This is a genomic window from Sinomonas atrocyanea, assembly GCF_001577305.1.
In the GTDB taxonomy this organism is placed as follows: Bacteria; Actinomycetota; Actinomycetes; order Actinomycetales; family Micrococcaceae; genus Sinomonas; species Sinomonas atrocyanea.
Map to the genome: position 1 here is coordinate 616,485 of NZ_CP014518.1, position 12,686 is coordinate 629,170.

At 73.7% G+C, this 12,686-nt stretch carries 10 protein-coding genes and 1 tRNA gene; all 11 read right to left on the bottom strand.

The features are described from left to right. Positions 1–15: 15 nt before the first annotated feature. Positions 16–5,115: an Lhr family helicase gene (locus tag SA2016_RS02955; RefSeq protein WP_066495110.1), complete on the bottom strand. Its 5,100-nt coding sequence runs from the start codon at positions 5,113–5,115 to the stop codon at positions 16–18. Between the two features lie 579 nt (positions 5,116–5,694). Then, on the bottom strand, positions 5,695–6,330 hold the full coding sequence (locus SA2016_RS02960; protein ID WP_066495112.1) for a DUF4232 domain-containing protein: 636 nt from the start codon (positions 6,328–6,330) through the stop codon (positions 5,695–5,697). A 119-nt stretch (positions 6,331–6,449) separates the two neighbouring features. Beyond that, positions 6,450–7,571: a sulfite oxidase gene (locus SA2016_RS02965; protein ID WP_084249252.1), complete on the bottom strand. Its 1,122-nt coding sequence runs from the start codon at positions 7,569–7,571 to the stop codon at positions 6,450–6,452. A 73-nt stretch (positions 7,572–7,644) separates the two neighbouring features. Further along, positions 7,645–8,832, bottom strand: a complete 1,188-nt coding sequence (locus SA2016_RS02970) for a cation:proton antiporter (RefSeq protein ID WP_066495114.1) — start codon at positions 8,830–8,832, stop codon at positions 7,645–7,647. A 13-nt stretch (positions 8,833–8,845) separates the two neighbouring features. After that, positions 8,846–8,983 (bottom strand): hypothetical protein, encoded by a 138-nt coding sequence (locus SA2016_RS21235; protein ID WP_157089103.1) that lies wholly within the window; start codon positions 8,981–8,983, stop codon positions 8,846–8,848. Between the two features lie 166 nt (positions 8,984–9,149). Then, positions 9,150–9,234: transfer RNA gene (locus SA2016_RS02975), tRNA-Ser, on the bottom strand. 89 nt (positions 9,235–9,323) lie between these two features. Then, complete coding sequence (locus tag SA2016_RS02980) at positions 9,324–10,232, bottom strand: DNA-3-methyladenine glycosylase family protein (protein ID WP_229710811.1); 909 nt, start codon at positions 10,230–10,232, stop codon at positions 9,324–9,326. A gap of 5 nt (positions 10,233–10,237) precedes the next feature. After that, positions 10,238–10,834: a DNA-3-methyladenine glycosylase I gene (locus SA2016_RS02985; RefSeq protein ID WP_066495115.1), complete on the bottom strand. Its 597-nt coding sequence runs from the start codon at positions 10,832–10,834 to the stop codon at positions 10,238–10,240. A gap of 11 nt (positions 10,835–10,845) precedes the next feature. After that, the gene (locus SA2016_RS02990; RefSeq protein WP_066495117.1) at positions 10,846–11,517 is read right to left on the bottom strand and encodes an alpha-ketoglutarate-dependent dioxygenase AlkB family protein; all 672 of its coding nucleotides are present in this window, start codon (positions 11,515–11,517) and stop codon (positions 10,846–10,848) included. Beyond that, positions 11,514–12,179: a methylated-DNA--[protein]-cysteine S-methyltransferase gene (locus SA2016_RS02995; protein WP_084249253.1), complete on the bottom strand. Its 666-nt coding sequence runs from the start codon at positions 12,177–12,179 to the stop codon at positions 11,514–11,516. Before SA2016_RS02995 ends, SA2016_RS02990 begins: the two co-directional genes overlap by 4 nt. Next, the gene (locus SA2016_RS03000; protein ID WP_066501917.1) at positions 12,176–12,676 is read right to left on the bottom strand and encodes an RNA polymerase sigma factor; all 501 of its coding nucleotides are present in this window, start codon (positions 12,674–12,676) and stop codon (positions 12,176–12,178) included. Before SA2016_RS03000 ends, SA2016_RS02995 begins: the two co-directional genes overlap by 4 nt. Positions 12,677–12,686: the final 10 nt, after the last annotated feature.

The following is a 12,686-nucleotide window of genomic DNA, read 5'->3' on the forward strand; positions in this document are numbered from 1 at the left end:
CTCACGCTCTGATTCTCACGCTCTGACTCTCACTCCGCGAGGAGTCGAGTAGGCCCCCGCGGCGGTCAGGGCGCGCGCGAGCGGCGTATCGAGGAGGTCGTGGCCGTTGACCTTCTCCATGGCGAGCTTGTCCACCGCACCGCTGCGCACCACGCCGACGAGCGCCTCCGCGGCCGGCCCGAGCACGGCCTCATCCTCGCTGAAGGCCAGCAGCGTCTTCCCGCCGCGCTCGACGTACAGGGCGAGCGCGCCGTCGACCGTCACGACGAGCGCCCCGGCCTTGCGCCCGGGCCGGTGCCCCGTTGCGGCCCCGGGGACCTCCGGCCAGGCGAGGGCGGCGCCGTAGGCGTTCGCCGGGTCCGTCGCGGCGAGGGCCAGCGCGTCGCGCGGCGGAGCGGTGCCCGGGCCGTCCGTGCCGTCGTCGCGCGTGAACTGCCGCAGCCGGTCCACGGTGGCGGGGACGGCGAACTGCGCGGCGCCGAGCCGGTCCACGAAGTAGCCGCGGCGGCACACCCCGGACTCCTCGAGGCGCGAGAGGACCTTGTAGAGCAACCCGAAGCCGCCGGGGACGTTCTCGGCCATGACGGATCCGCGGGTGAGGACGCCGTAGCGGTCCATGAGCAGCTGGGCGAGCGCATGGGCCTTGATCGTCGTCTCGAGCTGGACGGCCTGGACGGCGGACCACCGTCCGGCCGCCATCGGAGGGGCCGTGGCCGAGGGCGCGTCGAAGCCGCGCGCCCCAACAGCGCCGAGACGGCCGACTCCCCGCAGGGAGGTGCCGATCCGGCCGCCGCGCAGGGCGCCGTGGCCGAGCGAGCGCACGCGGGGCGTCCTGGAGGGCTGGCGGTGGGCGGTGTGGCCGCCGTCCAGCATGGCCCGCACGGGGGCGAACGTGTCGCCCGTGAGGCGCCCGGCCCACACCAGGCCCCAGATCGCCTGCAGCACGGCCTCGTCGGACGCGAGCGGCCCTTCCTGGTCCCCGTCGCCCCGCGGCTCGCGGGCGGCGTCGGCGAGCTGGCGGAAGAAGTAGCCGCCGCCTCCGGCGAGAAGGTCGAGGATGCGCTGCTGCGCGGCGTCGGGCGCGAACTCCGCGTCACCGGCCAGGGTGAGCGCGGCGGACTCCGCGAGGTGGAGGCTGATCCAGCCGTCGTTGCCGGGGATCGGGCCCGCGCCCGTCCAGAGGATCTCCCCGCTGGCCATGAGCTCGTCCAGCAGCGCGGGCGTGTAGTCCGAGACGCGCGAGCGCAGGACCAGCGATTCCCACGCGCTGGCCGGCACCGGCACGCCCGCGAGCTGGTCCACGACCGTGAGCACGCCGTCGAGTCCCTTGAGGCTCCCGCGGGGGCGCGGCCTGCCCCTGCTGTCCCGGGCATCGCCGATGTGCTGCCAGGCGGCGAGGAATCGGCTGAACGCGGCCTGGTCCACCGGCTCGACGTCGGCCCGCAGCGCCGCGAGCGAGCGCCTTCGGATCCTCCGCAGGACCTCGGTGTCGCACCACTCCTCGGCCGGCGAGGCGGTGGCGTCCCCGCCGCGCGGCCGGAACGAGCCCTCGATGACGCGGCCGTCCGCGGCGAGCCGCTTGAGGGTGGCGTGCACGACGGCGACGCCGAGCCCGAGCCGTGCCGCCGCCTCGTGCGCGGTGAACGGCCCGTGCGTGCGCGCGTACCGGCCCACGAGATCGCCGAGCGGATCGGCAACCGGCTCGATGAAGGCGAGCGGGACGCCGACCGGCAGGGGCACGCCGAGGGCGTCCCGCAGCCGGGAGGCGTCCTCGACGGCGGCGTACCGCTCCGCGCCCCCGATCGTCACCACGAGGGCACGGCGGGCGGCGACCAGCTCCTGCAGGTGCGCCTCGACGACGGCGGCGTGCGCTGGAGGGTCGGAGAGATCGACGGGGGCCGGGGAGTGGCTTCGGGCGTCCGCGTAGCGGGCGCTGCCCCCGTCGATCTCGGAGACCTGGAGGCGGGCGGCGACCTCGTCCACGGACAGCGGCCCCAGCAGCCGGAGCAGGTCGGCGGCGCCCTCGAGCCCCTTGAGCCTGCGGTCCTCGGCGAGCCGCTGGAGCTCCCGCTCGGTCTGCTCGATGACCTTCTCATCGAGCAGCTCGCTGAGCTCGGCGCGTCCGAGGAGCTCGTTGAGGAGCGTCGAGTCGAGCGAGAGGGCGGCCGCGCGCCGCTCGGCCAGCGGCGAGTCGCCCTCGTACAGGAACTGCGCCACATAGCCGAACAGGAGCGAGCGGGCGAACGGGGACGGCTGCTGGGTGGTGGTCTCCATGAGCTGGAGCTCGCGCCGCTCCACGGCGGAGGCCACCTCGCGGAGGGCCGGGAGGTCGTAGACGTCCTGGAGGCATTCCCGCACGGCCTCGAGGATGATCGGGAACTGGGGGTACTTCTTGGCCACGTCGAGCAGCTGCGAGGAGCGCTGGCGCTGCTGCCACAGGGGCTGGCGCTTGCCGGGGTTGGGGCGGGGGAGCAGGAGGGCGCGGGCGGCACACTCGCGGAAGCGCGCGGCGAACAGGGCGGACCCGCCGACCTCCTCGGTGACGATCCCCTCGAGCTCGTCGGGATCGAACACGAAGAGCTCGGCGCCCGGGGGCTCGTCCTCCATCATCGGCACCCGCAGCACGATGCCGTCGTCGGCCGCCATCGCGGAGCCGTCGAGGCCGTAGCGCTCGCTCAGCCGGCGCCCCACGGCGAGGGCCCACGGCGCGTGCACGGGCATCCCGAAGGGCGAGTGCAGCACGACCCGCCAGTCGCCGAGCTCGTCCTGGAACCGCTCGACCACGAGGGTGCGGTCATTCGGGACCAGGCTCGTGGCCTGCTTCTGCTCGTCGAGGTACTGCAGCAGGTTGCCGGCGGCGAAGGCATCGAGTCCTGCGGCCTCGATGCGCGCGAGCGCATGCTCCCGGTCCGCGCCGGAGACCTCGCGCTGGAACGCGCCGAGGGCGCGGCCGAGCTCGACCGGCCGGCCCGCGCCGTCGCCCTTCCAGAAGGGGAGCTTGCCGGGCTGGCCGAACGCGGGGGAGACCAGCACTCGGTCGTGGGTGATGTCCTCGATCTTCCAGCTCGTGGCCCCGAGCGCGAACACGTCGCCCACCCGGGACTCGTAGACCATCTCCTCGTCGAGCTCGCCGACGCGCCGGCCGCCGCGCGCGGCCTGCGACGCCGTGGAGCCCTCGTCCTCGCTGCCGACGATGAACACGCCGAAGAGGCCCCGGTCCGGGATGGTCCCGCCGGAGGTGACCGCGAGCCGCTGGGCGCCGGGACGGCCCTCGATGGTCCCCTCGGTGCGGTCCCACACGATGCGGGGGCGGAGCTCGGCGAACTCGTCCGAGGGGTACTTGCCGGAGAGGAGGTCCAGCGTCGCGTCGAAGGCCGAGCGCGGCAGGGTGGCGAAGGGGGCGGAGCGGCGCACCACGTCGAACCACTCCTCGACGTCGACGGGCCCGAGGGCCGTGGCGGCCACCGTCTGCTGGGCCAGGATGTCGAGCGGGTTGGCCGGGACGCGCAGGGCCTCGATCTGGCCCGCGAGCATGCGTTCGACCGTGATGGCGGTGTGCACGAGGTCCGCGCGGTGCTTGGGGAACAGGACGCCCTGGGAGACCTCGCCCACCTGGTGGCCGGCGCGGCCCACGCGCTGGAGCCCGGAGGCGACCGAGGGCGGGGACTCGACCTGGATGACGAGGTCCACGAGCCCCATGTCGATGCCGAGCTCGAGGCTGCTCGTGGCGACGACGCAGCGCAGGCGCCCCGTCTTGAGATCGTCCTCGATCTGGGCCCGCTGCTCCTTGGAGACGGACCCGTGGTGGGCCCGCGCCAGCACCGGCTCCGCCCCCGCGCTCTGGCCCGCCTGCGCCATCATCTCCGCCGGCGTGCGGCGGGCCAGCGTCGCGGCGACAGCCTCGGCGGCCTGCCCCGCGGTGGTGGTCCCGCGCTCCTGCCCCGACGCGGAGCCGTCGGGGAGGGGCTCGTCCCACACGCTCGGCTGCATCCGCTCGGCGTAGATCTCGTTGAGCCGGCCCGTGAGCCGCTCGGCGAGCCGGCGCGAGTTGGAGAACACGATCGTGGACCGGTTCGCGAGGACCAGGTCGACGATCTTCTCCTCGACGTGCGGCCAGATCGACGCCTGCGGCTGCAGGCCCGAGGCGGGCCCGGCGTCGTGGGCTGCGGCGGCTCCCTGCAGGTCGCTCATGTCCTCGACCGGGACGGTGACCGTGAGCTCCCACGTTTTGGCCGCCGGTGGCGCCACGACCTCGCACGGGGCCCGGCCGGCGAGGAACTGGGCCACGAGCTCCTTGGGCTCCACCGTCGCGGAGAGCCCGATCCGCTGCGCCGGCCTCGGCAGGATCGCGTCGAGGCGCTCGAGGGTCACGGCGAGGTGGGCGCCGCGCTTGGTGCCTGCAACGGCGTGCACCTCGTCCACGATCACGGTCTCGACCTGGGAGAGCGTCTCGCGGGCCTGCGAGGTCAGCATGAGGTACAGCGACTCGGGGGTGGTGATGAGGATGTCCGGGGGGTTCGAGAGCAGCGCCCGCCGGTCCGACGCGGACGTGTCCCCGCTGCGCACGCCCACGCTGACCTCGGGCACCTCGACTCCCAGGCGCCGCGCGGTCTGGGAGATGCCGATGAGGGGCGCGCGGAGGTTCCGCTCGACGTCGACGCCGAGGGCCTTCAGCGGCGAGATGTACAGGACCTTCGTGTGGTTCTTGGGCGCACGACGCCGGCCCCCGCCTCCCGCTGTCCCCGTGCCTTGGGCGGGGGCCGGCTCCAGCTCCGAGGTGCCGAGGCCGGGAAGGGCCGCGTCCCCGTGCCGGGACGGCGCAGAAGGCGGGCCGGCAGCGCCGGGCGGGGCGGCGCCGTCGTGCGCCAGGAGGCGGTCGAGCGAGAAGAGGAAGGCCGCGAGCGTCTTGCCCGAGCCGGTGGGGGCCACGACGAGCGCATGCCGCCCGGAGGAGATGGCCTCCCAGGCGCCGGCCTGCGCGGGCGTCGGATGGCGGAAGGCGCCGAGGAACCACTCGCGCGTGGCAGCGCCGAAGCGGTCCAGCACCGCCGCGTCTCCGGCTGCCACGGCCGGGCCCTCCTGAACGCCCTGTCTCACCCGACCATCATCCTCCATGCCTCCGACATCCCTGCGTCGCCGGCCCAGACGGTCGGAGCGCCCGCGAGGCCGGGTGGTGGCGCGGCGGGAGTGCCGTTGCCGGCAAGAAGCGCGCGTTTCGGGCACTTCTGGGCGGGAAGCGGAGTTCTGGCCAGCGGGTGGGAGCTGCGGAAGTGCACTTCTCGCGGTGCAGTGCGCCTCCGGCGAACTAGGCGGCGAGAAGTGCACTTCCGCATAGGCACTCCGGCGGCGAGAACGCCGACGGCGGCGAGCGGCCGACGTCGTGCGCGGAGGGCCCAAGGGCCGCCACCCATGGCCCGACGTCGCGCACCCCTCGGATGACCTCGCGGTCCCCGATGTCGCGCCCCACGGGGCGACGTCGCGTACCCAGGGGCGACGTCGCGTACCCACGGCCCGACGTCGCGCCCCCACGGCCCGACGTCGCGCGTCCGCGCCCCGACCCTGGGCCCCCGGCCATCCCTCCGCCGCAGCGCCGGCGCTCGCGGCCACCCGACAGAGAGAGGCCGAGGCGTCCGCCGGAGCACTGCCCGGCGGACACCTCGGCCCCAGTTGCGCGGAATCTGTCCGCGGGGAGGATCAGGAAGGCTGGAAGGCGCGCAGCGTCAGCAGGTGGATGTCGCTGTTAGAGCAGGCCATGACCTGGGCGGGGATGAAGAGCGACCCGTAGTCCTCGGGCGGGTACACCCGGTAGCCCGCGGCGTCGACCGTGGTGCAGCCGGTGTAGTTGCCGGCCTGGTGCAGCCCGAAGTCGGCCGCGCCGCTCTGGCCGGGCTGCAGCACGATCGGCACGACGGGCACCGACGTGTCGCGGTCCGCCGGGGCGCCGATCGGGGCGCCGGTGGGGCCGTTGGTCAGGGACACGCCGGCGAAACCCTCGAGCAGACAGGGCGACTGGGAGACGTTCTTGAGGGCGATCTTCTGGTAGACCGTCCCCGCGGCCCCGCCCGCCCCCGGCTGGAGGCTGCCCTGGAGCTGGTTCGAGACGCACCGGGCGACCCCGCCGGCGGTGGAGGGCGCAGGGCTGCCCGTGCCCGGGGTCGCGCTGTCGGAGCCTGTCGGAGTGCCGCTGGACGAGGAACTGGCACTCGAGGACGCGCTCGGCGATGCGGAGGAGGGCGACGCGGCCGGTTGGGCGCCCGAGCCACAGCCGGCCAGCACCGCTGCGAGGGCGAGCGGGGAGAGGAATGCGAGGCTGCGCTGGACGCGGTTCATAATCCCACAATTCACTCCCGTCACACTGGCGTCAAGGCACGACACGGCCACAGTACGGCCACGGCGCTTTGCCGTGTGCGTCAGGGTCGGCGGCGGGAGCCGTCCGCTGCCGGGCAGGCTCAGGCCACGACCTCGACCGTCATCTCCTGGACCGCGTTGTTGCCCATGCCCTGGTACGTCCAGGCCTGCTCGAGGGGCTGGACCCTGCCGGCGGCGTCGGTGGCCCGGCTCGCGAGCGTGTGGGGCCCGGGGACCGCGACCCAGACCACGCTGAACTCCTGCCAGGCGTGCTTCCCGGTCGGCGGCTCCACGTGCGCATCGGTCCAGACCCCATCGATGGCGACTTCGACCCGGACCACCGGCCCCTCGCCGGACCAGGCCCTGCCCCGCAGCATGATGGGACCGGCGTCGAGCGAACGCCGCCGCGTGAAGAAGTCCGGCAGGCCGGGCGGCACCAGCAGCGAGCGGACGCGCATTCGGGTGACGGGCTCGCCGGGGTCCTCGGCGCCCTGCGAATACCGGTACGTGCGCTCGTTCTGGAATGTGTGCGCCGGCCGGTCGAGCACCTCGATCGAGGTGAGCCATTTGACGCTCGCCATCCCGTACCAGCCCGGCACCAGGAGGCGCAGCGGAAACCCGTGCTGGGGCGGGAGCGGCTGGCCGCCCATCTCATAGGCGAGGAGCACGTGCTCGTCCATCGCCTCATCGGCAGTCAGCGAGCGGGCGTAGTCCTGTTCGAGGCCAGCTTGGACCCCGCGGTCGGCGCCGGTGAAGACCAGGTCGACGGCCTCCGCCGCAAGGCCGGCTTCCTCCAGGATCGGGGCCAGCGGCGTCCCGGTCCACTCCGCGGTGCCGACGGCGCCCGTGTCCCACGGGATGCTCGGCGGCCGGGGCTCGAGACGTCCCCTCCCGTTGCCCGCGCACTCAAGGGTGACGGCCGCCGTGCGGCGCGGGCGGCGGCGGAGATCGCTCAGGGTGAGCTCGAGGGGATGCTCGACCGCACCGTGGATCCGCAGGCGCCACGTTTCGGGGTCGAGGTAGGGGATGTCGAAGTGGACCACGGTGTAGTGCAGGCCGGGCGGCGTCAGCGGCCATCGGAGCGCCTCGAGCGGGGCGGAGTGGTTGCGGCGGGCGAGCTCGAGCTCCTCGGCGGTCAGGGGCCCCGTGCTGGGCGGGTTCGGTGCCGGTGCGGCCGTCTCGTGCCGGTGCGGCCGATGCTGGGTGCTGATCTTGGCGCGCATGCGGCCAGTGTGGGCTTGACCGCCGACGGTGTCCAGAGCTGCAGCCTCATCCCCCCGGGGCCCGGGCCGCAGCCTACTGCGCGGGCTGGGCGCCCCCGTCAGCCGGGGCAGCTGATCCCGGTGCCGACCCCGCAGCGGCGGCGCGTTTGGCGGCCCAGGAGGCTGCCGCCGTCGTGCTTCCGATCGTGAGGAGCGCGCCGAGGAGCAGTGCCGCGTCCTCGCCCGGCGCCAGGACGCCGAGACTGCGCCCGATCGTCGCGGCAGCCACCGGGACCCCGAGCTGGGCTGCCGAACCGATGGCGAACGGCAGGGGGAGCCCCGTCACGCGGTTCACGGCGTGCGCGGCGACAGCGCCGAGGCCGATCAGGAGCCCCAGGACGATCATCTGCGGGTGTCCGCCGAGCTGGCGCAGGTCGATGGAGGCGCCGAGCCACACGAAGAACACGGGTCCCAGGAAGCCGTCGTTGAGGGCGAAGAGCTGGCGTGCGAGTCTCCGGGGCTCGCCCACGGCGGAGACCGCGAGGCCGAACGCGAAGCCCGCGAGCATGATCGACACGTGCGTGAACGCGGCGAGGCCTGCCAGCGCGAACAGGATTGAGAGCTGGATGCGCAGCTCCAGGGCGAACTTGCGCTCCTCGGAGACGCTGTGGAGGCGCTGCCGCGACCCGTCCCTCTCGAAGTGCCTCAGTGCCCACCAGAGCACAAGGGCGCAGACGGCCAAGGCGGACGCCCCGATCGCCTTGGGCCCGGCGTTGGCCGGGTCGATCGCGAGGGGGAGCGCCACGATCGCGGCCACGTCGGCAAGCGCAACCTGGGCCGTGAGCTCGAGGACGCTGCGGCCCGTGAGCCTGAGCGAATCGACGATCGGCAGCACGAGCGCTGCGGAGGACGAGGCCATGAGGACCACGTACAGGGGCGCGTTGGCTGAGCCGATCAGGAGGGCGATCCCGATCCCGAGCGCGGCGGCAACCACGGACGTCACGACCATGCGGAGGGCCCCTTTGCCCACCGCCGCCCGGATGGTCCTGTCCCGCATCGGCACATGGGTGCCCGCCACGAACATCATGAGGGCGAAGCCGAGGTCCGCGAGGAAGGTCAGGGTCTCGTTGCCGGAGTCGACCCAGCCCAAGAGGGACTTGCCGGTGATGACGCCCGCGATGAGCTCACCCAGCACGAGCGGCAGATGCCAGGACCTCTTGGCCGCGAGCGCCGGACCGAGCAGCGCGACGATGCAGATGAGGGACAGCTCGACGAAGGACACGGTGTCGCTGGTTTCACTCGTTCCGGGCCCGCACGTCCGCGATCATGACGGGGATGTCGGTGTTCTCGTCCGTGTGGTGGCTCGCGCAGAGGTAGGACTCCGCGGCGGGGCAGTTGTGCTCCCGGGGCTCGTCGAGCCATTTCACGGCCATGGGGGTCCCTCTCGTGTCGACACCGTGGGCGGAATACTACGCCGGACGCCGGAGAACACGCAGGAGGCGACCGGCCGGCTGCCGCTGCGCGCCGGGCGCTTGCTCCCGAGGGATGACGAAGGCCCCGGGCTCCGCATTCCGCGGTTCCCGGGGCCTTCGTGCTGGGCGGTGGTGGAGGGATTTGAACCCCCGTTGGGTTGCCCCAAACATCATTTCGAGTGATGCACCTTCGGCCGCTCGGACACACCACCAGCAGGCATCTACTCTACCGACATGAGCCGCCGAGTCCAAACTGGGGGCCAGGAACGCCCGCACGGGGTGTCTCGGCGTCGTCCTGCCGTCACGGCAGGTAGGCCGTGGCGGTCCACAGATGCACGAGCGCGTAGGCGCGGTACGGGCGCCACGCCTCCGCGCGGCGGGCGGCCTCGCGCGCGCTGATGCCGCCGAGGGCGCGGCGCAGCACGAGGTCGCCGGGCGCGAAGGCGTCTGGGCACCCGGTGCGGACCTCGAGGTAGTCGGCGGTCCACGGTCCGACCCCGGGGACCGCGAGCAGTTCGCCCCGCGTGAGCCGCAGGCCGGCGTCTCCGGGGGCGTGGCCCCGGTCCGCGAAGGCCTCCGCGAGGGCGCGGACAGTCCGGGCGCGGGAGGACGTCAGGCCGACGGCGGCCTGGAGTTCCTCCGGGCGCACCTCGGCGAGCGCTGCGGCGGTGGGGAACCGGACGAGCCCACCGGGGCCGGGCCGCCCGTAGTCGGCGACGAGCCGTCCGGCGAAGGTGCGGCCCGCCGCGAGGGAGACCTGCTGGCCGAGCACGGTCGTCACTGCTGTCTGGAACGCATCCGTGGTTCCCGTGACCCGCAGCGCTGGCCGGGCGTCCACGAGGGGCCTGAGGAAGGGGTCTTCGCGCAGGGCCGCGCGGACCACCTCCAGATCGGTCGTGAGGTCCAGCCAGGCGCCCACCACCGCGATCACGGCCGCCACGTGCGTCCGGGCTGCGTGGATGGTGAGGTCCACCCCGTCGGGGTCAAGGCGCACGGAGACGGCGACCGGTCCCTGCGCGACGTGGATGAGCCGCTCATGGGTTCCCGTGCCGAGGTCCGTGCGCTCGGCGCCCGGCACGGTGTGGGCCGCGAGGCTCGCGAGCATCGCGGTGGAGGCGAGGCCGCCGGGGGCCTCGAGCCGAATGGAGGCCGGGGCGGCAGCGCCGACGCGCTCAGCCACTCCCGGCGCCGCGTCGCTGCGCTCTGCCACGCGGGCTACGCCCACACGCCCGAGCTGCCGCGGCGATGGCTGCCCACAAGGTGGGTGTCGATGATGCCGATGGCCTCCATCAGTGCGAACATCGTGGTGGGCCCCACGAACGCGAAGCCCTTCTTGCGCAGGGCCTTCGAGAGCGCGATGGATTCCGGGGACGTGGACGGGATCTCGGCGAAGGAGGCGGGCGCGGGGGTCTCGGCGGGCTGGAAGGACCACACGAAGTCTGCGAGGCCGCCCTCCTCGCGCAGGGCGAGGGTGGCGCTGGCGTTCGTGATGGCGGCGTTGATCTTGGCCCGGTTGCGGACAATGCCCTCGTCGAGCATGAGCCGCTCCACGTCCTCGGGCGTGAACTCGGCGACGGCCTCGGGGTCGAAGCCGGCGAAGGCCTGGCGGAACGCGGGCCGCTTGCGCAGGATCGTGGCCCAGGACAGGCCGGCCTGGAAGCCCTCGAGGCAGATCCGCTCGTAGACGCCCTGCTCGTCGCGGACGGGCATGCCCCACTCCGTGTCGTAGTACTCGCGCAGGAGTGCGTCGGCGCTCGCCCAGAGTGGCCTGGAGAGGCCGTCCTCGCCGGTGATCAGTGCTGCCTCGGCCATGGGGTGCTCCTTCAGTCCAGTCCGGTGACGCGGAGGGTGATGTTGATGCGCCCGGTCCCGAGCCCGCACCCGGCGGGCGCGGTGTCCGGGTAGGTCTTCATGACGCCGTGGAAGGCGAGCCGCGCCGGGCCGCCGAACACGAAGAGGTCGCCGGAGGCCAGCACGAGGTCCTCGTAGGGCCGGCCCCGCGATTCGGGGTTGCCGAAGCGGAACAGGCAGCTGTCCCCTATGGACAGTGAGACGACCGGCTCCCGGGAGACCTCGTCCTTGTCCTGGTGCATGCCCATCCGCGCTGCGTCGTCGTAGTAGTTGACGAGGGCCGTGTCCGGAGCGTAGTCGCGGGCCGCCTCGCGGGGACCGTAGGCCTCGGCGACGGCGAGCCGTCCCACGCGCGCGAGCCAGTCGGGCAGAGGGAGCACCCGGGCACCGTTGACGTCGGTGGCCTCGCGCGTGTAGCGGTAGGGCTGCCAGTGCCAGCCCAGGCACACCGTCTTCACGGACATCTCGTGGCCCCTCACGGCGGCGGCCCGCGGCGGCACCGGGCCGGCGGACCACTCGCGGAACCGCTCGGCGATCCAGCCCTGCTGCTCGAGGGTGAGCCAGCCGGGCACATGCACGGCGCCCGGGACGAGTTCGCGGCGCGGCCTCTCGAGCAGTTCGTCGCCGAAGAGCGTGCCGCTCACGCCGCCGCCTCGAGGGAGAGCAGCGCCGTCTTCGCCTCCAGGCCGCCGATGTAGCCGCCGAGGCTCCCGTCGGAGCGCAGCACCCGGTGGCACGGGATCACGAGGGGCAGGGGATTGGTCGCGCACGCCGTGCCGACGGCGCGGACGGCCTTCGGATTCCCCACGGCCCTGGCGACCTCGGTGTAGCTCTCAGTGGCGCCGAAGGGGATCTCGCCGAGGTGGGCGAGGACGGTGCGGCGGAACCCCGCGGAGAGGCTCAGGTCCAAGGGCAGGTCGAAGCGGGTGCGTCGCCCGGCGAAGTACTCCTCGATCTCCCGGGCGGCGGAGCCCAGCCGGCCGGGAGCCTCGAGGATGCGCGGGCTCAGCCGGTCCGCAAGGGTCTGCAGGACGGTGTCCAGGCCCTCCCGTTCGAAGGCGACGCGGACCAGGCCGCGCTCGGTCGCGGCGATGAGGAGCTGGCCCAGCGGGGAGTCGACCACCCGGTAGGCCACGTCGAGCAGCCCCTCCCGGCCCGCCTCGGATGCCAGCTCGCCGCGGAGCCGCTCAAGGGTTCCCGGTTCGATGACCGTCAGGTGGGGCGCGAAGGCGAGGTCAACGGCGCCGGGCGCGAGCACGCCGGAGTCGGCGCCGGGCACGGTCGCGTCGGGGCGGGGGCGGTTCATGAGTGGTCTCCTTCCGGCAGCAGGTCTGCCGAGACAAGGGTGCGCAGCTTCCTGAGCCCGTCCGCGGCGGAGCGGCGGGCAGCGGCGGCAGTGCCGCCGACGATCGCGGCGATCTCCCCGAAGGGCAGGTCGCCGAGGTAGCGGTAGGCGATGACGCGCCGCTGCTTGTCGGGCAGATGCGCGACGTGGCCCCACACGCCGTCGTCCGGCGGTGCGGGGTTCCCCAGCCGCGAGTGTCCCTCCGGCACCGCCTCGACGGGGACGGCGCGGCGCCTGGCGGCCCGGACGGCGTCAAGGGAGCGGCGATGGGCGATGGTCACGAGCCACGCCTCGACGTTGGCGTCGGGCGGCAGCTCCGGATAGGCCCGCAGCGCCGAGAGGAAGGTCTCCTGCCAGACGTCCTCGGCGTCCAGCGGGCCGACGACCGCGCGGCACACCCGCAGCACCGAGGCTCCGTGGAGCTCGACGAGCTTTTCGAAGGGCTGTTTCGTGTCCATCACCATGAAG

Coding starts and splice junctions, on each gene's coding strand:
- SA2016_RS02960 (WP_066495112.1), bottom strand. CDS start 6,330: ATGAACCGCGTCCAGCGCAGCCTCGCATTCCTCTCCCCGCTCGCCCTC.
- SA2016_RS02955 (WP_066495110.1), bottom strand. CDS start 5,115: ATGGAGGATGATGGTCGGGTGAGACAGGGCGTTCAGGAGGGCCCGGCC.
- SA2016_RS02985 (WP_066495115.1), bottom strand. CDS start 10,834: ATGGCCGAGGCAGCACTGATCACCGGCGAGGACGGCCTCTCCAGGCCA.
- SA2016_RS02965 (WP_084249252.1), bottom strand. CDS start 7,571: ATGCGCGCCAAGATCAGCACCCAGCATCGGCCGCACCGGCACGAGACG.
- SA2016_RS21235 (WP_157089103.1), bottom strand. CDS start 8,983: ATGGCCGTGAAATGGCTCGACGAGCCCCGGGAGCACAACTGCCCCGCC.
- SA2016_RS02995 (WP_084249253.1), bottom strand. CDS start 12,179: ATGAACCGCCCCCGCCCCGACGCGACCGTGCCCGGCGCCGACTCCGGC.
- SA2016_RS03000 (WP_066501917.1), bottom strand. CDS start 12,676: ATGGACACGAAACAGCCCTTCGAAAAGCTCGTCGAGCTCCACGGAGCC.